This window comes from Arthrobacter alkaliphilus, assembly GCF_021483235.1.
GTDB classification, from domain to species: domain Bacteria; phylum Actinomycetota; class Actinomycetes; order Actinomycetales; family Micrococcaceae; genus Arthrobacter; species Arthrobacter alkaliphilus.
Genome location: NZ_JAKEEC010000004.1, coordinates 81,197 through 101,678, shown reverse-complemented (window position 1 = coordinate 101,678; position 20,482 = coordinate 81,197). Strand labels below are relative to the sequence as shown.

17 protein-coding genes and 2 tRNA genes are annotated in these 20,482 nt (G+C 64.9%); 4 read left to right on the top strand and 15 right to left on the bottom strand.

What is annotated here, in order from left to right:
• Positions 1–68: 68 nt before the first annotated feature.
• Positions 69–1,718 carry a glycoside hydrolase family 13 protein gene (locus L0B83_RS04905; RefSeq protein WP_234757298.1) on the bottom strand — a complete coding sequence of 550 codons (1,650 nt, stop codon included), beginning with the start codon at positions 1,716–1,718 and terminating at the stop codon, positions 69–71.
• A gap of 166 nt (positions 1,719–1,884) precedes the next feature.
• Here L0B83_RS04905 and L0B83_RS04900 point away from each other — a divergent pair, with 166 nt between their 5' ends.
• Complete coding sequence (locus L0B83_RS04900) at positions 1,885–3,090, top strand: ROK family transcriptional regulator (protein WP_234757297.1); 1,206 nt, start codon at positions 1,885–1,887, stop codon at positions 3,088–3,090.
• Positions 3,091–3,126: 36 nt separating this feature from the next.
• Here L0B83_RS04900 and L0B83_RS04895 read toward each other — a convergent pair whose 3' ends face one another.
• Entirely contained in the window at positions 3,127–4,698 is a 1,572-nt protein-coding gene (locus L0B83_RS04895) for a Na+/H+ antiporter (RefSeq protein WP_234757296.1), read from the bottom strand.
• Positions 4,699–4,793: 95 nt separating this feature from the next.
• Entirely contained in the window at positions 4,794–5,450 is a 657-nt protein-coding gene (locus L0B83_RS04890; protein ID WP_234757295.1) for an NAD(P)H-binding protein, read from the bottom strand.
• Between the two features lie 550 nt (positions 5,451–6,000).
• Here L0B83_RS04890 and L0B83_RS04885 point away from each other — a divergent pair.
• Positions 6,001–7,011, top strand: a complete 1,011-nt coding sequence (locus L0B83_RS04885) for a LysM peptidoglycan-binding domain-containing protein (protein WP_234757294.1) — start codon at positions 6,001–6,003, stop codon at positions 7,009–7,011.
• Positions 7,012–7,051: 40 nt separating this feature from the next.
• Here the strand turns inward: L0B83_RS04885 and L0B83_RS04880 are convergent, their stop codons facing one another.
• From L0B83_RS04880 to L0B83_RS04850, 7 genes are all read right to left on the bottom strand, one after another.
• Positions 7,052–7,297, bottom strand: coding sequence for a hypothetical protein (locus tag L0B83_RS04880; protein ID WP_234757293.1), 246 nt, complete (start codon positions 7,295–7,297; stop codon positions 7,052–7,054).
• A gap of 328 nt (positions 7,298–7,625) precedes the next feature.
• Positions 7,626–7,702 (bottom strand) — tRNA-Met (locus L0B83_RS04875).
• Positions 7,703–7,763: 61 nt separating this feature from the next.
• Positions 7,764–7,835: transfer RNA gene (locus tag L0B83_RS04870), tRNA-Thr, on the bottom strand.
• 399 nt (positions 7,836–8,234) lie between these two features.
• Entirely contained in the window at positions 8,235–10,304 is a 2,070-nt protein-coding gene (locus L0B83_RS04865; RefSeq protein WP_234757292.1) for a DEAD/DEAH box helicase, read from the bottom strand.
• A gap of 381 nt (positions 10,305–10,685) precedes the next feature.
• A complete protein-coding gene (locus L0B83_RS04860) occupies positions 10,686–11,348 on the bottom strand; it encodes an MOSC domain-containing protein (protein ID WP_234757291.1) in 663 nt (220 codons plus the stop codon).
• Between the two features lie 21 nt (positions 11,349–11,369).
• Complete coding sequence (locus L0B83_RS04855; RefSeq protein WP_234757290.1) at positions 11,370–12,044, bottom strand: response regulator; 675 nt, start codon at positions 12,042–12,044, stop codon at positions 11,370–11,372.
• Positions 12,041–13,525, bottom strand: a complete 1,485-nt coding sequence (locus tag L0B83_RS04850; protein ID WP_234757289.1) for a sensor histidine kinase — start codon at positions 13,523–13,525, stop codon at positions 12,041–12,043. The genes L0B83_RS04855 and L0B83_RS04850 overlap by 4 nt, the downstream gene beginning before the upstream one ends.
• A 91-nt stretch (positions 13,526–13,616) precedes the next feature.
• Here L0B83_RS04850 and L0B83_RS04845 point away from each other — a divergent pair, with 91 nt between their 5' ends.
• Positions 13,617–14,801 carry an acyl-CoA dehydrogenase family protein gene (locus tag L0B83_RS04845; protein WP_234757288.1) on the top strand — a complete coding sequence of 395 codons (1,185 nt, stop codon included), beginning with the start codon at positions 13,617–13,619 and terminating at the stop codon, positions 14,799–14,801.
• Positions 14,802–14,825: 24 nt separating this feature from the next.
• Here L0B83_RS04845 and L0B83_RS04840 read toward each other — a convergent pair whose 3' ends face one another.
• From L0B83_RS04840 to L0B83_RS04825, 4 genes are all read right to left on the bottom strand, one after another.
• The gene (locus L0B83_RS04840; protein WP_234757287.1) at positions 14,826–16,199 is read right to left on the bottom strand and encodes an MFS transporter; all 1,374 of its coding nucleotides are present in this window, start codon (positions 16,197–16,199) and stop codon (positions 14,826–14,828) included.
• Positions 16,196–16,723 (bottom strand): winged helix-turn-helix transcriptional regulator, encoded by a 528-nt coding sequence (locus tag L0B83_RS04835; RefSeq protein WP_234757286.1) that lies wholly within the window; start codon positions 16,721–16,723, stop codon positions 16,196–16,198. Before L0B83_RS04835 ends, L0B83_RS04840 begins: the two co-directional genes overlap by 4 nt.
• A gap of 172 nt (positions 16,724–16,895) precedes the next feature.
• Positions 16,896–18,059: a cystathionine gamma-synthase gene (locus tag L0B83_RS04830; protein ID WP_234757285.1), complete on the bottom strand. Its 1,164-nt coding sequence runs from the start codon at positions 18,057–18,059 to the stop codon at positions 16,896–16,898.
• 14 nt (positions 18,060–18,073) lie between these two features.
• Positions 18,074–19,459, bottom strand: coding sequence for a cystathionine beta-synthase (locus tag L0B83_RS04825; RefSeq protein ID WP_234757284.1), 1,386 nt, complete (start codon positions 19,457–19,459; stop codon positions 18,074–18,076).
• A gap of 135 nt (positions 19,460–19,594) precedes the next feature.
• On the opposite strand from L0B83_RS04825, the gene L0B83_RS04820 reads away from it, so the two are divergent.
• Positions 19,595–20,023 carry a VOC family protein gene (locus tag L0B83_RS04820; RefSeq protein ID WP_234757283.1) on the top strand — a complete coding sequence of 143 codons (429 nt, stop codon included), beginning with the start codon at positions 19,595–19,597 and terminating at the stop codon, positions 20,021–20,023.
• Positions 20,024–20,036: 13 nt separating this feature from the next.
• Here L0B83_RS04820 and L0B83_RS04815 read toward each other — a convergent pair whose 3' ends face one another.
• Entirely contained in the window at positions 20,037–20,444 is a 408-nt protein-coding gene (locus tag L0B83_RS04815) for a VOC family protein (protein WP_234757282.1), read from the bottom strand.
• Between the last annotated feature and the right edge of the window lie 38 nt (positions 20,445–20,482).

The window sequence follows — 20,482 nt, the reverse complement described above, 5'->3', positions numbered from 1 at the left end:
CGGGGTCACTTACGGCCCATCCCGAGGGACTTTATGGGCCGTAAGTGACCCCGCGTTGGATGGAGGGACTAGACGAGCCAGGCGGTCGTGTTCGCCGGCAGCTTGCCGCCGTCGAGCGGGCCGCTGCTTACGACGACGGTGCCTTCCGGCAGTGCCACGGGCTCGGTTCCGAAGTTGGTCACGGACTGCCAGCCGTTGGGCCGCCTAAAGTGCAGCACCGACTCGTTGCTGGAAGGGATCCATTCAAGTTCCTCGGCCGCCCGAAGTTCGGAACGCAGTGCCAGCGCCTTGCGGTACAGCTCCAGGGTGGATCCCGGAACGTTTTCCTGCGCCTCCACCGAGTAGTTTGCGAACCACTCGGGCTGCGGCAAGTGGGCATGTCCCTCACCGAAACCGAACGATGCACCTTCGCTGGTCCACGGCAGCGGGACGCGGCAGCCGTCACGGCCGACGTCCACTCCGGGGTTCCGGAAGAACGCGGGATCCTGGCGTTGGCCGTCCGCTATGTCGCCGACTTCCTGCAGGCCAAGTTCCTCGCCCTGGTACAAGTACGCGGAGCCCGGCAGCGCGAGCATGAGCAGAGTCGCGGCGCGGGCACGGCGCAAGCCGAGCTCGGCGTCGACGTCGGCGGCAGAACCGCCGTCGAGCAGCCATTGCTTGCCGTCTTGGCCCGCGCCGTCCCGGCCGCCGCCCGCGGGCAGCCCGTAACGGGTGGCGTGGCGGACGACGTCGTGGTTGGAGAAGACCCACGTCGACGAAGCGCCGGAGGCCGCGGCCTCGCTGAGGTTCTTGGTGATGATCGTGCGGAATTGGCCGGCGTCGAAATCTGCCTTGAGGAGGTCGAAGTTGAACGCCTGGCCCAGTCCTTCGGGGCTGGCGTAGCGGGCGCGGCGGTCCGCGTGGACCCACGCTTCTGCGACGGCGGTCCTCGGCGGGTTGTACTCGTTGAAGAGCTTGCGCCACTCGGCGTAGATCTCGTGCACCTCGTCGCGGTCCCAGAACGGGTGTTCGCCCAACGCGTTTTCGCCTTCCTTGGGCAGCTCGTGCTTGGAGGGCAGAACCTCCGGCAGGTGCTTGGTGAGGGCATGGGCGACGTCGATGCGGAAGCCGTCCACGCCACGGTCGGACCAGAAGCGCAGGGTTTTCAGGAAGTCTTCACGCACCTCGGGGTTGTCCCAGTTGAAGTCCGGCTGCTCCTTGGTGAAGATGTGCATGTACCACTGTCCCGGGGTGCCGTCCGGTTCGGTGATGCGCTCCCAGGCCGGGCCCCCGAAAACCGAGTCCCAGTCCGCCGGGGGCAGCTCGCCGTTCTCGCCCAGTCCGTCGCGGAAGATGTAGCGGTCGCGGGCGGCGGAGCCCTTCGGGGAGGCCAACGCTTCCTTGAACCATTCGTGCTGGTCCGAGGAGTGGTTCGGGACGATGTCCGCGATCAGCTTGATGCCCGCAGCGTGCAGTGCGGCCGCCATCTCATCGAAGTCTGCAAGGGTGCCCAGCTTGGGGTCCACGTTGCGGTAGTCATCGACGTCGTAACCACCGTCGGCCAGCGCCGAGGGGTAGAACGGGCTCAACCAGACGGCGTCGATGCCGAGGGATTTCAGGTACGGAACCTTGGCGGTAATGCCCTTGATGTCGCCCAAGCCGTCGCCGTTCGCATCGGCAAAGCTGCGCGGGTAGATCTGGTAGACAGCCGCTTGGCGCCACCAGTTCGGATCGGCCATGCGGTCGGATTGTTCGGATCGCTTTGAGGTCGAGTGGGATGCCGTGACGGTGGAGGACAAGGGAAATCCTGTTCTTTGTCGATGTTGGGGGGACGGACGTTTATTTAGAATCTAAATTTAGTGCCTCTAGTATTATGTGACCCCTATCTACAGGAGGTCAACAGCCATGCCTGAAATCGCGACTGCCACTCCGCAGATGCTCCGCCGATTGAACGCGGCCACCGTGCTCGAAGCCATCCGTTCCTCCAACGCAGTGACCGTCTCCGAGTTGATGGACGCCACCGGCCTGACCCGCGCAACCACCCTTTCCGTCTGCGAAGACCTCATGGCCCGGGGCTGGATCCGCGAGCTGGAAAACCAGCGGGATTTCGGCGCCTACCAGAAGGGCCGCCCGGCGCGTCGCTTCGAGCTCGACGAAAGTGCCGGCTGTGTCCTGGGGATCGACGTCGGCGTCCTCAAAACCACCGTCATCGTGGCCAATTTGCGTGGAAAAACGGTCGGACGGGCAAGCAAGCCGTTTGCCGCCAGGGAGATCGAAGCCCAGGAGCGTATCCGCGTCATCAGCGAGACCGCCCTGCTGGCCCTCGAAACAGCGGGAGTGGCACCGGACAGCGTCCTTGCGGTGACGGTCGGACTCGCCGCGCCGGTGGGCCGCGACGGAAACATCCTCGTCAGCCAACCGTTCTGGAGACTGTTCGACGTCGGGCTGAAGAAGGCCCTGCACGATCTGCACGGATGGGCGGTAGTGCTGGAGAACGATGCCAACTTGGCAGCACTGGGCGAATCTTGGCGTGGCGCCGGCAGGGGCGTCCAGGACCTGGCCGTACTCCTGGCCGGTGAGCGTTTCGGTGCGGGCCTGCTGGAATCCGGCCGTTTGCTGCACGGCACTGCCGGGGGCGCAGGTGAAATGGCCTATCTGGACATGGTGGAGGGCGTGGGCTCTGCCGACGGCCTCGCTGCACTCGCCAGGGCGTGGGGAGCTGAGGCGTTAGCGGGAAAGTCGGCAACGACGCTGCGGACCGCGGCGGCGCCGGGCCGCGACGTCAGCGCCCAAGACGTCTTCACCGCTGCCGCCCGAGGCAACAGGGTTGCGCTGGACATCCTGGACCGGCTCTCGGACCGGCTGGCCCGGGTGGTCTCCACGGTGGCCATTTTGCTCAACCCCCAGCTCGTGGTGATCGGCGGCGCAGTGGCAGATTCGGCGTCGGCCCTTCTGGAGCCTGCCGCCCGGAAGCTGGCCGGCTACACCGCCACTCCCCCGCGGTTGGCAGCCTCCCCTCTGGGCGACGCGATTGTGGGTATCGGCGCAGTGCGCCACGCCCTGGACCGGGTTGAGGAGAACTCCTTGGACCTGGTGTTGCGGCGGGCGTAGGCCCATTGGTGTCCGGGAAGTCGTCGGGGCCCTTGGCTATTCCGGCATCGCCATAGTCCGGAGGTCCAGTTGGCGCAGGACTCGGTCCGCCACTTCCGGATCGGTGCCGGGTTCGCTCCGCGCGGTGACCACTTCCTGGCGCGCGGCGTCGAGGGCGATCGTCTGGACCGCGATCACCAGTTCCCTGCCGCGCTGTCGTTTTTCGGCGTCCGACCCGTTCTTCAATGTCCCGTCAAGCAACTCGGCATGCAGCCGGGTCATTTTCTCCTTGACGAGGGCTACCTTGTCCGCCGGCAGCTCCTTCATCAGATCGTGTTCCTTGAGCGCGGAGATGGCGGCAGCCTGGGCGCGCTTGGCCAGGACCCGTGCGGCATCCTTTTCGTGCGAACCGTCTTCGGATGCCTTAAGCACCCGCATGAGCCACGGCAAGGTCAGCCCCGGAAGCACCAAGGTGGCGAGCAGCACCGCGCAGGCGATGACCAGGATTTCGTGACGGGCGGGGAAATCACTGCCATCGGCAATGGTGAGCGGAAGGGCCAAGGCGAGGGCGAGCGTTGCGAGGCCCCGCATGCCGCACCAAGTCAGGATCAGGACCTCCTTGGCAGAGGTCGGCTGCGGCAGGTTTTTCCGCTTGCGCGCTGCGATCGCCAAAAGCCCGAGCCAAGCGAACCGGACAAGGAACACCAGCGCGCACACCGCCGCGGCCGGGCCGATCATGCCGTATATGGCCGCGCCTTCGTCCCGGATGACATGCCGGATCTCGAGTCCCAGAAGGCCGAACGCCAGGCCCGTGGCGAGGAGTTCCACCACATCCCAGAAAGCGGTGCGTGTCACGCGCTCGGCGGCGTCCTGGGACCGGGCGTGCCGCTGCGTCTCGAGGGCAGTGACGACGACGGCGATCACCCCCGAGGCGTGCAGCTCTTCCGCCAGGATGTAGGCGGCGAAAGGAACCACCAGGGTGACGGCACTTCGGGCCACCATGGAGGTGACCAGTCTGGTGATGAGCCTCGTCAACCAGCCCATCGCCATGCCGACAAGGACGGCGAGGGCGGCACCGATGACGAATTGGAGCACGACGCCGGCGCCCAGCTTGGTGCCGGACAGGGTGGCCGCCACCGCGGCCTGGAAGATCACGATCGCGGCGGCGTCGTTGAACAAGCCTTCGCTCTGCAGCACGGTGATGAGCCTGCGCGGCATGTGGACGCGCCCGGCCACGGATTCGACGGCGACGGGGTCCGGCGGAGCCACCATGGCACCGAGGGCGATCGCCGCGGGAATGCCGATCCCTGGAATCATGAGCCATGCTGCTCCGGCAACCGCCGCCGTCGAAACCACGACGAGTGCCACAGCCATCAGCAGAAGGGTCCGCCACCGGACACGGAAGACCGCCCAGGAACTTTTCTGGGCCGTCGCGAAGAGCAGCGGGGGAAGGAAGATCGGCAGGATCAGTTCAGGCGCAAGCTCAAAGTCCGGGAAGCCCGGAATGAAGGTCAGTGCCGCAGCCAGCAACAGCATCAGCACCGGGTAAGGGAGGCGCAAGCGGTCCCCCAGGCCCACGGCCACGACCGTCGCAAGCAGCAATCCAACAATGAGTGCCAACTGGTCCATGTATCCGATTTCCCCATACTCGCGATGTCCAGCACCTGCCGCGTTCCGGGCACATGCTGAGGCCTAGCCCTACCAACATATCCCGGCGGGGCGAGCTACAACGCCGTGAGGGCCTCCACCACAGGCACGGAACCATCCCTGAACTCGATGGTTCGGCGGACCGTCTCCGGCAGTTCCAAGGCCGCAGCGGCCACCAGGGCAACATTGGCCCGCGAAGTTTCCCTGCCCGTGCCCGGGTCCTTGGGGCTGACCTCAATGAGCCCGGACCCCGGGTTGCCGGTCAGTGTGCCTGGGCCGAGGATCGTCCACTCGAGATCGGTTGCGCGAAGGTACTGGTCCGCCGCGGCTTTGGCTTCTGCGTAGGCGTAGAAGCTGTTGTCCGCGGGAACGCCATGGCCGGGCCCGGCGCCGAGATAGGACACCATCACATAGCGGGCCACGCCGGTTTGCGCCGCGGCGTCCATTGATCGGATCGCGGCGTCCCTGTCTACGGCGTACGTACGTTCCGGGTTGCCCCCGCCTGCCCCGGCAGACCAGACCATGGCTTCGTGGCCGTCAAGCGCAGCGGCGATCTCCGCCGTCGTCGAATTCTCGACGTCGAGTACTACCGGAAGGGCGCCCGTCGCTTCAACATCGGGGGCGTGTGCCGGATTCCGGATGAAGGAAGTGACGGCGTGACCTTCGCTGCTCAGGATGCGGGACAGTTGCAAGGCCACCTTGCCGTGGCCGCCGATGATTGCGATCCGACTCATGGACCCATTCTGTCGCAGTGGTCAAGTGCGGGGTCAAGTGCGTGGTCAGGTCGGCCCGACACATGGATAAACGCGCGGAAAATAACCTTTTCGCATCTTCGGAACTAATTGCTGAATTTGTCGCGTCCGGGAAAAAATATGACTACTAATTCCTAAGCAGCCTTGGTTAAACAAAACCGGCAACACGACCCGGAACGCCGCGATACCAAGCCTTCCGGACACCCCCACTCGGACCGAAAGGCTTGCGAGTGTTTGGCGGGCGGCCGGAAATAAAAGCAAGTGGCACCCACTCGTGTGGAGTAAATTTCCCATTCCTACACTCAAATCACCTGCAGCAGGAAAAAGGAATATCTCATTTCGTAAATCTCATTGATGGACTTATCCAAATAGCTGGCTTACATCCGGTGAAGGACCTGTTCGAAATGGTCGGAAATGAGAGCTTCCTCGGTGCTGCGCATTTAAGCAAACGGGTCTCAACCAGCGCCTGCGTATCACTTCCCGGGCCGGCCAACCGGCCGGCCCCAAAAACGAAGAGCTACGGGGAACTGACATGTTTCAGCAGGAGTATGGACACGGCGGGACCACCTTCCTCGCCCTGATATCCGCGGGACTAAGAACTGCCGCCAGGTACAAGGCAGCACTAGCCACTTGGGCAATCGTGGTACTGGTCGCCGTTGCGGCCGTGACGATGCAGAACTATGCACATGTCCATCCGACAGGCACGAGCGCCGCAGTCGCACCACACGTCGTTTCGGAGGCCGGGATTGCCGCGCCGTCGCCGGCCGTCGCCAGTCCGACACCCGCCGGCGGTCCCACACCGACAATCACGCAGGCGCCGGTACAAAAACAGGCCCCGGCCGCCGTCGCGCCCTCAGGGCCCGCACCGGCGCCGGCAGCAGCCGCCGCTCCACCCGCGCCTGCGCCTGCTCCTGAGCCCGCTCCAGCGCCTGCTCCTGTTCCTGCTCCCGCTCCCGATCCTTCGCCCGACACGAACGCCTACACCGTGGTCAGCGGCGACACGGTTGGCTCGATAGCCGCCCGGTTCGGCGTCGACGTCGATGCGATGCTGGCTGCCAATGGGCTCGGCGCGTATTCCGTGATTGTGCCGGGCCAGGTGCTGAAGCTGACGGGACCTCCGGTGGCTGCGGCTCCGGCACCCGCGGCACCGGCCGCCCCTGCTCCGGGGCCTGTTCCTGCTCCTGCTCCCGCTCCTGCCCCCGCTCCTGCCCGCGCGGTGCGGACCATCTATGTTGCGGGTTCAGGCGGCCAGGCCGCTGTGGATAGCTGCATCGGCCCGATCCATTTCACCCCCACGGACGCGTACTCGCTGTTCATCACGGAGCATGATTTCTGCGGTGGGTGGGCGCGATTCTCAGGCATCGGCGTCGGCGAGACGGTGAGCATCCCCGGTTACGGCACGTACACCGTGACAGCCCGCGGCCAGGTGCCTCAGGGCGGGACAACCAACAACGTCGCCGCGGTATTCGGGGGCTTTCCCCGCGCCATACTCCAGACATGCATCCCGGGCACCAACCAGATGCTGGTCATCGCACTGAACTAGGAGCGGATCCTCCGGCGAGCTTGATGGTTGCAGGTCGATCTCAAATACGTGCGGGGTCCGGACGGGCTCCCGCATCGCGTCCCGGCAGCGCCCGGGAGTCGGGGCGCGACAGCTTCGAGTACTTCTGCTTCTTGTGCCACAGCACGAACAGGTGGAAGGAACACATCAGCACCCCTGTGATGCCGACGAAGACTACAAGGTCCAGGAAATAGCGGCCAAAATCCACGAGCAGGGGTGCCCTTTCGATGGGAACAACCCCCTGATCGTAACTGGAGATAGCCGACATACGAAACGGGCCCTGTATAGGGCGAACCTCAGGGAAGCATTAAGAAGAGATCAAGATTCCTCTAAGAACGCAGAGCCGGTTGCCTGAGGCCCTGCTCTGAGGCGCAGGCTCTGGAGGCCGGACTTCGGAGGCGCCGCCACCTGGGGATTGGGGGAAACCCAAGTGGCGGCGTCTCTAAACCCTATCGGCAGACCTCTGAGCTCCCAGCTGTTCAGCAGGATCTTTACGATATCTTTACGGCTAGCATCCAGCAGACTTCCGGGATAAAATTCCGGACCCGCATCAAAAAACAGTAGGCCAGAAGCGAAACGCTTCTGGCCTACTGAAATGGTAGCGGTGGGGAGGCTCGATCTCCCGACCTCACGATTATGAGTCGTGCGCTCTAACCAACTGAGCTACACCGCCACGAATGAGAAAAACCTGTGTCAAGCCGGTCAAAACCGCCTTGACACAGGCCCTCATTCAGAGCCCCCCACCGGAATCGATCCGGTGACCTCGTTCTTACCAAGAACGCGCTCTACCACTGAGCTAGGGGGGCAACGAGTAAATACTCTACCCGACGATTTCTCAGGCCACAAATCGGCGGCAGGACGGGGAAAAACGGCACCGACATAAGTTGCTTCCGTCCCGGATTCTTGGGCATTAAACCGACTGAGTCAGGCACGTCCGGAGCATCCGCGTCGCCGCGATTAGAGGACCGGCGTCGCCGTGCCCTGACGGGCCGTCGTCGTGCCCGGACGGTCCTCCCCAGGTTTGGGTTGGAAAGGGGCTTGCGACACGGCGCGTGGGGCATTTTTGGACCTCTGGGCCGGCAAAACCGGGGAATACGCTGCGGCCAGGAATGCCCGAACCCGCCCGGCCCCAATAACAGCTTTAAACAGCCAGGGGCCGGCTCGAAAGCCGGCCCCTGGCGGGAAAACCCAGGAACTAGTCCTGCTTACCACTTGCCCTTGCGGTTGAAATCGCGGTCGCCGCCGGTGCGCGGCTTGCGTCCGCCACGGTCGCCGTAGCTGCCCGCGCTGGCGCTGTTGCGTTCGCTGTAGGAACGGCCGCCGCGGTCGGCGGAGGAACGCTCGCCACCGGAGTAGCCGCCGCGGTCGCCATCAGACTTACGGAACTCCTTCTTGAAGCCGCCGTTGCCCTTGAAGTTTCCACCGCGTCCACCGCCGGAGTAACCACCACGCTCAGAGGCCGGCTTGCGGCCGCTGTCGAGCTCGAGGTGGATCAGTTCGCCGCCGATCCGGGTGCGGGACAGTGCACGCAGTTGCTCGGGGCTCAGGTCCGCAGGGAGCTCCACCAGGGAGTGGTCCGAGCGGATGTCGATGCCGCCGATTTGAGACGAGGAGATGCCTCCTTCGTTGGCAATGGCGCCAACGATCGAACCCGGCAGGACGCGCTGACGGCGTCCGACGGCGATCCGGTAGGTGGCGTTGCCCTCGGTCAGGGCACGGCTGGGTCCACGGGATCCGAAGCCGTCCTTGGAGCGTTCGCGCTTCTGGAATTCCGGTGCGGCCGGCAGTTCCTTGACCAGGAGCGGCTGGCCTCCCTGTGCCATGACGGCCAGCGCGGCGGCGATCTCCGAAGCCGGAACGTTGTGCTCCTCTTCGTAGGAAGCGATCAAGTCGCGGAACGCCGCAACGTCTTCGGATTCGAGGGTCTCCGTGATCTTGTCCGCGAACTTGCCGAGGCGCAAGGTGTTGACCGTCTCGGCCGTGGGCAGGTGCATCTGCTCGACCGGCTGGCGGGTGGCCCGCTCGATCGAACGCAGCAGGTACTTCTCCCGCGGGGTCATGAACAGGATGGCATCGCCGCTACGCCCGGCGCGGCCGGTACGGCCGATGCGGTGGACGTAAGACTCGGTGTCGTGCGGGATGTCGTAGTTGATGACGTGGCTGATGCGGTCAACGTCAAGGCCACGGGCCGCGACGTCGGTGGCCACCAGGATGTCGATGCGGCCTTCCTTCAGCGCGTCAACAGTCCGCTCGCGCTGCTGCTGCGGGATGTCACCGTTGATGGCGGCAGCCTGGAAGCCGCGGGACTTCAGCTTGTCAGCCAGGTCCTCGGTAGCCATCTTGGTCCGCACGAAGGCGATAACGCCGTCGAACTCTTCCACCTCGAGGATGCGGGTCAGGGCATCGAGCTTGTGCGGGCCCATGATCTGCAGGTACCGCTGGCGGGTGTTGGCGCCCGTGGTGGTCTTGGACTTGACCGAGATCTCGGCGGGGTCGTTCAGGTACTGCTTGGACATGCGGCGGATCTGGCCCGGCATCGTGGCAGAGAAGAGCGCAACCTGGCGGTCCTCCGGGGTCTGCTGGAAGATCTGCTCAACGTCCTCGGCGAAGCCCATGCGGAGCATCTCGTCGGCTTCGTCCAAGACGAGGTACTGCAGCTCGGACAGGTCCAGGGAGCCCTTGGCAATGTGGTCGATGACGCGGCCAGGGGTACCGACAACAACCTGTGCACCGCGGCGCAGGCCTGCAAGCTGCGGGCCGTAGGCGGAGCCACCGTAGACCGGGAGAACCGTGAAGTCATCGATGTGCTTGGCGTAGGAGGTGAAGGCCTCGGCAACCTGGAGCGCAAGCTCGCGCGTCGGAGCGAGGACCAGGGCCTGGGTCTTGCGGGACGGGCCGTTGAGGTCGTGGAGTTCGGCCAGGCGGGACAGTGCCGGTACTGCGAATGCCGCAGTCTTACCGGTACCGGTCTGGGCGAGGCCGACCACGTCGCGGCCTTCGAGGAGCAGCGGAATGGTTGCTGCCTGGATCGGAGACGGCTTCTCGTAACCGACGTCCTGCAGCGCGGCCAGGACACGGGGGTCGATTCCGAGGTCGACGAAGCGGATGCCCTCTTCCTCGTCGTCGACAGGTGATTCGGCCTTGGCGGAGGCCGGAGCCTCAGCGGGCGCCGCAGCCTCGATGAACTCGGCGGGTGCGGTTTCGGTGCCCTCGACGGCGGTCTCTGCTGCTTCGGCAGACTCGGCGGCGAACGGGTCGTTAAGGTTTTCGGGCATGTGGGAAGGGTTCCTCATCCATAGGGGGCCAGTCGGCGCGGCCCGGTTGGGCTTGGCCGCAGTACACGTTGCGGGCAAAAGAACCAGGAGGCTCTGGTGCTCGCAAGAAGTCCGGCGCTGTCGCAATCCCATGGCAGGACTTCCCGCTGCATCTCTTGGCTGCTATCTCAGCAGTCTGTACAGCGTTTTCTTCGCCCGGCTCTCCCTATGAAACTGCCCACACACATTTTGCGGGCCCCAACACTGACCAGTCCTGCCTCAAAAATTGGGCAGGAAAAAGGGATTTCCGGAGTGGGGGATACATCTAGTGTAGGGCACAGACCGGCCCCGCGGCGACTTAACGGCCGACGGCGGCGGTGAGCTTGCGCACAAAGCCCGGTTTCAGGCGTCCACGCCGTTGCGCCGCATGAGCTTCTCGAAAGTCTCATGGTAGTCGGACTGCAGCAGGACTTCGCCATCAGCCTCGGCGTCGAGGAGCAATTGCATGTCATCGAGGTTGGGGTTGCTGAACCACTGCCCCACCGTGATGCCGTGCTTCGGCACAAACAGTTTGTGTATGTAGTCCCCGGCCGAAATAGAGCCGGTCTTCACGACTCGCAGGTAGGTACCCACCCGCCCTGCGTCGGTGAATCGCTTGACCCACTGCGGTTCATTCATGCGGCGCTGGAACGTTGCGCACGGCACGCGCGGGGAGGTGACCTCGACTTCGACGTCCAGGCCGATCTTCCATCGTTCGCCGATCACGGCGCCGCTGGTCTCGATCCCGGCAACGCGGAGGTTCTCCCCGAAGATCCCGGCGGGCATGTCCCGCTGCAGTTCCTTCGCCCAGTAGTCGGCATCGGCCTGCGAGTAGGCGTAAAGTGCCTGGTCCTCGCCGCCGTGGTGAATCCGGCTGGCCTGGATGTCCCCGTGGATTCCCAGCTTGTGGACCTTCACCGGACCGTCAACGGGGCGCTTGTCAATGGCCGTCACTCCTACCGACCCCTCGGGATCGGGGAGGAGCTCGTGTACCCGGCAGACAGCAAGCAACGATGCGGTTTCCATGACAACAGTCTACGTACGCAACTACGGATCGAAGCGATATCCCATGCCGGCCTCGGTGTGGAGATGGCGCGGCTGTGCCGGGTCACGTTCGAGCTTGCGCCGGAGCTGGGCAATGTAGACCCGCAGGTACTGGGTCTCTTTGGCGTAGGCCTGTCCCCAGACTTGGGTAAGGAGCTGCTGCTGGCTGACCAACCGTCCCGCATTGCGCACCAGTAATTCCAGGATGTTCCATTCCGTGGGCGTCAAACGGACTTCGGCGCCGTCTTTGGTGATCCTCTTTCCGGCCAGGTCAACCAGGAAATCGGCGGTCTCGAGCGTCGGCGCTTCATGCCGGGGCGCTGCCCGCCTCGAGGCCGCGCGGAGCCTGGCCAGGAGTTCGTCCAGGCCGAAGGGCTTGGTCATGTAGTCATCGGCCCCGGCGTCGAGGGCCTCCACTTTGTCTTCCGAGCCGTGCCGGGCGGACAACACGATAATGGGCATGGTGCTCCAACCGCGGATGCCTTTGATCACGTCCACGCCGTCCATGTCGGGCAGGCCAAGATCGAGCACCACGATGTCCACGGGCTGCTGGGCCGCCGCCTTGAGCGCGTCTGCGCCGTTGCCGACGCTGATGGCCCGGTAGCCGTGGGCGTGGAGATTGATTTGCATTGCCCGGGCAATCTGGGCCTCATCCTCGACGATCAGCACGAGGCTCATGGCCGTTCTCCCGTCCACAAAGGGAGGGTGACCACCATGGTCAGCCCGCCTCCCGGCGTCGCCTCCGCCATGAGCGTACCGCCCATGGCCTCGGTGAATCCCTTGGCGACAGCGAGTCCCAGGCCGATTCCGCTGCGGCCGTCCCGGCTGGATGGAGAATCGTCAAGCCGCTGGAAAGGCTGGAAAAGCTCCATCACGGACGCGGGGGCGATCCCCAAGCCATGGTCCATCACCCGCAGTTCGCTTGCCGGCCGGCCACCCGCCATGATGCCCCCGCCGGTCCGCGCCACCAGGACAACATCGGAATCAGGCGCGTATTTCACCGCGTTCTCCACGAGGTTCGCCACGACGCGTTCCAGCATCCCGGCGTCGGCCTCTATATAGGGAAGGTTGGCCGGCAGCTCGTTGCGGATGCGCTCCTCGGGCACCCCGCGCAAAGCCTCCGGCAGGATCTGGTGCCAGCCCAGTCCACGCAGCAGCGGGTTCACGGCATCCGCGGTGATACGGGACATGTCCAGCAAATTGTCCACCAAGTGGTCCAAGCGGTCCGCGTAGTCCTCGATGGTGGCCAAGAGTTCGCGCTCTTCCTCGGGGGCAAAGGTCACGTTTTCCTGGCGCAGGCTGCTGACGGCAAGCTTGATGCCCGCCAGAGGAGTTCGGAGATCATGGGAGACGGCGCGGAGGATGGAAGTCCGCATTTTGTTGCCTTCCGCCAGGCGCGCGTTGTCCTGCCTGCTCTTGACCAACTGCTGGCGCTCACGCACCGCCACCACGAAGGCGCCGAAGGCGGCGAGCATGCGGCGGTGCTGCTCGGAGAGGGGTCCGCCGCGCAGCAGGAGGGTGTAGTTGCGATCGACGACGGCGGCGTGGTCGGCGGCCGCACGGTTCACCGGCGGCTGGATCCCGGAGCTTGCAACGACCTTCCACGCCGGGCCTGGGGCGTCCGGCGAGTCAAACGTGGAGAGCAGCGTCACCGCTTCCATGCCGAGGTTCACGCGGATCTTGTCCAGGAATGACTCGAGGCTGCCGTCCGAACTCAGGATACGGAGGGCCAATTCGCTCAGGGCCCTCGCCTCGGCCCCGGAGTGCGCGGCTTCCTGGGCTCGCCGCGTCGCCAAACCGACGGCGAGCGCCACGCCGCAGGCCACCGCAAGGAAGATGACCAGGGTGAGAAGCGTGGCGGGGTCGGCGATGGAGAGGGAGCCCACGGGTTCGGCCGAGAAGTAGTTCAACAGCATGCTGCCCAGGACGGCGGACACCACGGCCGGCCACAATCCCCCGATTGCGGCAACGGCGGCGGAGACGGCCAGTTGGAAGAGCATGATCATCGCGAAGTTCCGGTAATCCAGCGCGAAGACCATGGCTTCGATCGCGGAGGGCAGCAGCAGGGCCAGGACCAGCCCCGCCAGAATCCGGGGTCGCCCGATTCCCTTGACTGCCGGTAGCGGCAGTCCTATTGCGTTCACGTCCGCCGCGGCCATGGCTCAATTCTGGCACGGCCCGGGTGCCGCGCCGGCGCCGGCGGTCCCCGGGTCCGCTCCGGGGGAACATGTCCGGCCTTAGGATGCTGGCATGAGCCTTTCAACGACGAATACCTCCGACGTCCTTGCCCTCGATTCCCTCCTGGGTTCCGAGGAACTGGAGCTTCGCGAGAAGGTGCGGGATTTCACGGACCAGCGGATCCGGCCAAACATTGCCCGCTGGTACGAGGACGCCGTGTTCCCGCGGGACCTGCCGGCAGAACTGGGTGAACTCGGCGTCCTTGGAATGCACCTGGAGGGCTACGGCTGTCCAGGCCGCACCGCCGTCGAATACGGCCTTGCCGCCATGGAACTCGAGGCCGGCGATTCCGGCATCCGGACCTTCGTGTCGGTCCAGGGTTCACTGGCCATGACTGCGATCCACACGTGGGGCAGCGAAGACCAAAAGGAACAATGGCTCCCCCGCATGGCTGCCGGCGAACTGATCGGCTGCTTTGCCTTGACGGAGCCGACGGCGGGTTCGGACCCGTCGTCCATGGCCAGCTTTGCGCACCGCGACGGGACAGGCGACCACGCCGGCTGGGTCCTGAACGGTTCGAAACGCTGGATCGGGATGGCATCGATCGCCGACGTCATGGTGGTGTGGGCAAGCACCGACGACGGCATCCGGGGTTTCCTGGTTCCGGCCGGAACTCCGGGGGTCACCGTCTCCCCCATCGACTCGAAGCTCTCCATGCGGGCCTCGATCCAGTGCGATATAGAGTTCGACGCCGTTCGGCTGGGTCCCGAGGCCCTCCTCCCGGGTGCATTGGGCCTCCGCGGACCGTTCTCGTGCCTTAACGAGGCGCGGTACGGCATTGCGTGGGGTGCCATGGGCGCTGCCCGCGACTCCTACGAGACCGCACTCGAATATGCCGGCAGCCGCATGCAATTCGGCAAACCCTTGGCCAGCTACCAGTTGACCCAGGAGAAGCTCGTCAACATGGTGCTGGAGATCCAGAAGGGCACCCTGCTCGCGCTGCATCTTGGACGACTCAAAGATGCGGGCAAGCTGCGCCCGGAGCAGATCTCGGTGGGCAAGCTCAACAATGTGCGTGAGGCAATCAGGATCGCCCGCGAGGCCCGCACCATTTTGGGCGGCAACGGGATCACGCTGGATTACCCGCCGCTACGCCATGCCAACAACCTGGAATCGGTGCGGACCTACGAGGGGACGGACGAAGTGCACACGCTGATCCTGGGCCAGCACATCACGGGCCTTCCGGCGTTCCGCTAAGCGGTTCCGCGCCGGCGTCCCGCCTCAGGCACCGACCGGCACGGGGTCCTTCTTTCCGGCGTCCTTGCGGATCGATGCGCTGATCACAGCTGCCACCGTGCACATCGCCGCGGCGCCGATCCAGGCATAGGTGTAGTGCCCGGTGGTGTCGCGGATGTATCCCGCCAGGAGGGCTGCTCCGGCGGCGCCAAGCTGGTGCGCGGCGAAAACCCATCCGAACACGACGGATCCGTCCGCACCGAAAACCTTCCGGCAGATGGCCGCCGTCGGGGGAACGGTGGCCACCCAGTCCAGGCCGTACACCACGACGAACAGGATCATGCTGGGTTGCACCGTCGAGCCCAGGAGCACGGGCAGCACCAGCAGCCCGACCCCGCGGAACTGGTAGTACACGGCCAGCAGCACCTTGGGGTTGAAGCGGTCCGTCAACCAACCGGAAGCGATGGTGCCCACGATGTCGAAGATCCCGACGACGGCCAGCAAGCCCGCCGCTGTGGTTTCCGGCATGCCGTGGTCGTGCGCCGAAGGAATGAAGTGCGTGCCGATCAGGCCGTTAGTGGTGGCACCGCAGATGGCGAAGCCCGCAACAAGGGCCCAGAAGGTGCGCACTTTGCTGGCGCGCTTGAGGACCTGCAGTGCCCGCACCGCCGCATTGGGCGCCCTGGTGCCGTCAGCATCGGCGACATCCGGGACAGCGGCGGGCTCCGCCGTCGTCGGCTGCACTTCGGCACTGTATTCTTCGGCACCGTAAGGCTGGACCCCGACGTCGGCGGGCGAGTTCTTGAGCCAGCGCAGCACGAGCGGCACGACCGCAAGCGCTCCGGCCGCGATGAGCAGGGAGGCGCCGCGCCAGCCAGGGCTCTGGGCAAGCACCGCGATGAAGGGCAGGAACACGAGCTGCCCGGCTGCGCTGCCCGCCGTCAGGATGCCGATCACGAGTCCGCGGTTCTTGGAGAACCAGGTGTTGGCGATGGTGGCCGCGAAGACCAAGGCCATCGAACCGGTACCGAGACCGATCAGCACGCCCCAGGTCAGCAGGATCTGCCAGGACTGGTTCACGAACACGGTCAATGCCGAACCGAGCCCGATCAGGCAGAGGGCAACAGAGGTGACGGCGCGGATCCCGAACCGTTCCATGAGTGCGGCGGCGAAGGGCGCCGTGAGGCCGAACAAGACCAAGTTGATGCTGACAGCCAGCGACAGGACCGTTGTGGACCAGCCGAATTCCTGTTGCAGCGGCACCATGAGCACGCCGGGCGCTGCCCGGAAACCGGCTGCCCCGACAAGTGCCAGGAACGCGACGGCGGCAACCATCCAGGCGGGGTGGAGGCGGCGCTTCCGGGGCGCATTGCCGGTTGATCTGCCGGCGGAAACTTTGGTGGGGTTGGGTGCGGTCATGCGAAGGGCTCCGATTCGTTCGGGAGGTCGCTTGGGGCGGGAGCTGTGGCCAAGGCCATCGGGCGTTCGGACCGCGTGAAGCTATGCCAGCTGGTGTTGGCCGCGGTCAGGCGGGTCCCGCAGTGGGTGCATGTGTCGGCCGAGTCCGTCGGCAGCCCGCAATCCTTGTGGATCACCCGCATGTGGGCGTTCTCCGCCGGCGCGTCGAGATGTTTCTCGGACCAGAGGATGATGGCGTTCAGGACGGGCAAGGCATCTTCGCCCTTGGGGGTGAGGACGTACTCTTGGCGGGTGCGGGCGCCGTCGAGGTAGGGCTTTTGGGCAAGCAGTCCCGCCTCGAGCAGCCATGCAAGCCTTTTGCTGAGGACGTTGTCCGCGATGTGGAGACGGGTCTTGATGGCATCGAAACGGCCGTTGCCGAAGAAGACTTCCCGTAGCACCAGGCTGCCCCAGGGGTCGCCGAGGATATCGAGGCCACGCGCGAGGCTGCACGTCCGCTCGGACCAATCGGATCGTAATGGCATGGTCCGAGATTAGCTGGCTTTTCTAAAGAAAGCTAGACCTTTTACGTCCTGGTTCGTCCCCTGGGAGCGCCGTTCCTGACCTCTTTTGAACACAAAACGGCCGGGACACGCCGCTGTGTTGGCGTGTCCCGGCCGTTCCGTTGATCAAGGAAGGTCAGGAAGGCGCGGGCACTCAGCCAGGAATGTTGCTGATCGCCTGCTCGAGGTCGGCGATCAGGTCCTCGACGTCCTCAATGCCGCAGGAAAGCCGGATCAAGTTGACCGGCACGGCCAGCTCAGTGCCCTTGACCGAAGCGTGCGTCATCTCCGAGGGGTAGTTCATGAGCGACTCGATGCCACCCAGGGACTCCGCCAGCGTGAAGACCCGGGTGGACTCCGCCACCTTGCGGGCCGCGGCCTCGCCGCCCTTGAACTGCACGGAAATCATGCCGCCGAACTTCTTCATCTGCTTCGCCGCGAGCTCGTGGCCCGGGTGGGACGGCAGTCCCGGATACAGCACGGCTTCAACCTCCGGGCGCTCAAGCAGCCACTCGGCCACGGCCTGGGCGTTCTCACTGTGCCGGTCCATCCGCACGCCGAGCGTCTTGAGGCCACGGGTAGTGAGGAACGCATCCATGGGTCCGGACACGGCACCGACAGCGAACTGCACAAAACCGATCTTCTCCGCCAGCTCGGAGTCCTTGACCACGATTGCGCCGCCCACCACATCAGAGTGGCCGCCGATGTACTTGGTGGTCGAGTGGACCACAACGTCGGCACCCAAGGCGAGCGGGGTCTGCAAGTAGGGGGAGGCGAAGGTGTTGTCGACCACCAGGAGGGCACCGGCGTCGTGCGCTACCTTGGCGAGCGCTTCGATATCGGTGATTTTCATCATCGGGTTGGACGGGGTTTCCACCCACACGATGCGGGTTTTGTTCGCTGCGACGGCGGCGGCTACGGCGTCAAGGTTGGACATGTCCACCGGTGTGTTGCCGATGCCCCAGCCGCCGAGGACGCGGTTGATGAGCCGATAGGTTCCACCGTAGGCATCGTTGCCGAGCACGATGTGGTCGCCGGGGCGGGCAACTGCACGGATCAGGGAGTCCTCGGCGGCGAGGCCCGAGCTGAAGCTGTAGGCGTGGGAGCCTCCCTCGAGCGCTGCGAGCTGTTCCTGCAGCGCGTCGCGGGTGGGATTGCCGCCACGGCCATATTCATAGCCGTCGCGCAATCCGCCTATGCCGTCCTGGGCATATGTCGAGCTGAAGTGCAGCGGCGGTACCACGGCGCCGGTGCGCGGTTCGAAATCCTGGCCGGAGTGGACGGCACGCGTGTTGAATCCTGCTTCGTTTGCAGACATGTGAACTCCTAGGGTCAGTTGCTCAGGTAGGCGAGAAGGTCGTGGCGGGTCAGGATGCCCACGGGCGCGCCCACGAACGTCACCATGACGGTGTCGACGTCGGACAGCAGCTCGCGTGCGTGGGAGATGGTCTCCAGGGAGCCGATCACCGGCAGGCGCTCCCCCATGTGCTCGGAGATCTTGTCGGTCAATTTCGCCTCGCCACGGAACAGCTTGGTGGTCAGCGAGCGTTCATCGACGGCGCCGAGGACCTCGCCCATGACCACAGGCGGTTCCTGCGAGAGGACCGGGATGTGCGAGACCCCGAATTCGTTCATGATGTTGATGACGTCGCGGACCGTCTCGTTGGGGTGGATGTGGACGAGGTCCGGCATTTCGCCTGTCTTGGACTTCAAGACCTCGCCCACCGAGGCTTCCTCACCACCGGACAGGAAGCCGTACGAGCGCATCCATTTGTCGTTGAAGATCTTCGCAAGGTAGCCGCGGCCGGAGTCCGGCAGGATAACGACGACGACGGCTTCCTCGCCAAGGTCCTTGGCCACCTGCAACGCGGCGACCACCGCCATGCCGGAGGAGCCACCCACCAGGAGGCCTTCCTCGCGGGCCAGGCGCCGGGTCATTTCGAAGGAGTCGGCGTCGCTCACGGCAATGACACTGTCCGGCACAGTCTTGTCGTAGTTGGCCGGCCACATGTCCTCGCCGACACCTTCCACGAAGTACGGCCGTCCGGTCCCGCCCGAGTAGACCGAACCTTCCGGGTCAGCGCCGATGACCTTGACCCGGCCGCCGTCAGACTCCGGCCGTTGGGCCGACACCTCCTTGAGGTACCGTCCGGTGCCCGTGATCGTGCCGCCCGTGCCCGCGCCGATGACAACGTGGGTGATCTTCCCATCGGTGTCACGCCAGATTTCGGGCCCGGTGGTTTCGTAGTGGCTGCCAGGTGCGGCGGGGTTGGAGAACTGGTCGGGCTTGTAGGCTCCGGGGATTTCCGAGACGAGCCGGTCGGAGACGCTGTAGTAGCTTTGCGGGCTGTCCGGGGCCACGGAGGTGGGAGTGACCACCACTTCGGCGCCGTACGCCTGGAGCACGGCACGCTTGTCCTCTCCCACCTTGTCCGGGACAACGAAGATGCACTTGTATCCCTTTTGCTGTGCCACCAAGGCAAGTCCGACGCCGGTGTTTCCCGAGGTGGGTTCAACGATGGTGCCGCCCGGCTTGAGCTTGCCGTCCCGCTCGGCTTCCTCGATCATCTTCACCGCGATGCGGTCCTTGATGGAGCCGCCGGGATTCACGTATTCGAGCTTCACCAGAACGGTGGCTTTGATATCCCCGGTTACGTGGTTGAGCTTGATGAGCGGTGTATGGCCAATGAGGTCCAGGACGGACTGGGCGTACTTCATAGGTACCAAGTTACCGCTTGGTCGGGAGTGCTCCGGTCCAAGCCGATGGCAGGCTGCGTCTGACGTACGTCTAGCCACGGGACGGCCACGCAGGGCAAGCTAGCCCTGACAACCGCCAAGGAAAGGACATGCACCATGGATTGGACTCTCGAAGTGGTGGTGCTCCCCGTGAGCGACATCGACCGGGCCATCGAGTTCTACCGCGACAAAGTAGGCTTCAACCTCGATCACAACACCACCAACGAGCACATGCACGTAGCGCAGCTGACCCCGCCGGGCTCAGGGTGCTCGATCGTCGTCGGAGACTTGCCGGCGCAGAGCGAGATGGCCCCGGGCTCCATGCGGGGACTCCAGCTTGTTGTCGCCGATGCGCGTGCGGCGCGCGAGGAACTGCTCAGCCGCGGGGTCGAGGCCAGCGAAATCACCGTTTTCGACGAGCGCGACGGCGGCACGTTCTTCGGCTTCAGCGATCCGGACGGAAACACCTGGGCGGTGCAGGAACTCAAGGTGCGCGCCGAGAAGCCGTTGATTCCGGCGGAGGCGCGCGGACGATTCGGGGAATAGTCCCGGGGCCCGCTCACTCGGCCGCTGCAGGCGCTCCTGCCGAAGAGTCGGTCTGCCAGAGACCCAGGATGTTGCCTTCGGTGTCCTTGAAGTACGCGTAGTAGCCCATGCCCGGAATAGCCTCCTTGCCCTTGACCACTGAACCGCCCGCGCTCTCGATCTGGCCAAGCGTTGCGTCAACGTCGTCGACGTCTACCGTGATAATGGGCGTCCTCAACTCCTCCGAGCGCGGGAACAGTGCACCGTTGATGGCGCCGGGTGCGCTCGGCATGCCTGTCTGGGGGTCCGAGGGCGTGGTGATGGCGATCGTGTAATCCATCTCCTGCATGGGGTTGAGCATCCAGCCGAAGGCACCTTGGTAGAAAGTATTGGCCCGCTCCTTGTCATCCGCGGGGATCTCGAAATGCACTACACCGGCCATTGCGTCCTCCTGAGATTGTCATGGAAAGCGCGGACGCC

Coding starts and splice junctions, on each gene's coding strand:
- L0B83_RS04885 (WP_234757294.1), top strand. CDS start 6,001: ATGTTTCAGCAGGAGTATGGACACGGCGGGACCACCTTCCTCGCCCTG.
- L0B83_RS04865 (WP_234757292.1), bottom strand. CDS start 10,304: ATGCCCGAAAACCTTAACGACCCGTTCGCCGCCGAGTCTGCCGAAGCA.
- L0B83_RS04900 (WP_234757297.1), top strand. CDS start 1,885: ATGCCTGAAATCGCGACTGCCACTCCGCAGATGCTCCGCCGATTGAAC.
- L0B83_RS04850 (WP_234757289.1), bottom strand. CDS start 13,525: ATGGCCGCGGCGGACGTGAACGCAATAGGACTGCCGCTACCGGCAGTC.
- L0B83_RS04840 (WP_234757287.1), bottom strand. CDS start 16,199: ATGACCGCACCCAACCCCACCAAAGTTTCCGCCGGCAGATCAACCGGC.
- L0B83_RS04855 (WP_234757290.1), bottom strand. CDS start 12,044: ATGAGCCTCGTGCTGATCGTCGAGGATGAGGCCCAGATTGCCCGGGCA.
- L0B83_RS04880 (WP_234757293.1), bottom strand. CDS start 7,297: ATGTCGGCTATCTCCAGTTACGATCAGGGGGTTGTTCCCATCGAAAGG.
- L0B83_RS04820 (WP_234757283.1), top strand. CDS start 19,595: ATGGATTGGACTCTCGAAGTGGTGGTGCTCCCCGTGAGCGACATCGAC.
- L0B83_RS04815 (WP_234757282.1), bottom strand. CDS start 20,444: ATGGCCGGTGTAGTGCATTTCGAGATCCCCGCGGATGACAAGGAGCGG.
- L0B83_RS04860 (WP_234757291.1), bottom strand. CDS start 11,348: ATGGAAACCGCATCGTTGCTTGCTGTCTGCCGGGTACACGAGCTCCTC.
- L0B83_RS04830 (WP_234757285.1), bottom strand. CDS start 18,059: ATGTCTGCAAACGAAGCAGGATTCAACACGCGTGCCGTCCACTCCGGC.
- L0B83_RS04835 (WP_234757286.1), bottom strand. CDS start 16,723: ATGCCATTACGATCCGATTGGTCCGAGCGGACGTGCAGCCTCGCGCGT.
- L0B83_RS04845 (WP_234757288.1), top strand. CDS start 13,617: ATGAGCCTTTCAACGACGAATACCTCCGACGTCCTTGCCCTCGATTCC.
- L0B83_RS04890 (WP_234757295.1), bottom strand. CDS start 5,450: ATGAGTCGGATCGCAATCATCGGCGGCCACGGCAAGGTGGCCTTGCAA.
- L0B83_RS04905 (WP_234757298.1), bottom strand. CDS start 1,718: ATGGCCGATCCGAACTGGTGGCGCCAAGCGGCTGTCTACCAGATCTAC.
- L0B83_RS04895 (WP_234757296.1), bottom strand. CDS start 4,698: ATGGACCAGTTGGCACTCATTGTTGGATTGCTGCTTGCGACGGTCGTG.
- L0B83_RS04825 (WP_234757284.1), bottom strand. CDS start 19,459: ATGAAGTACGCCCAGTCCGTCCTGGACCTCATTGGCCATACACCGCTC.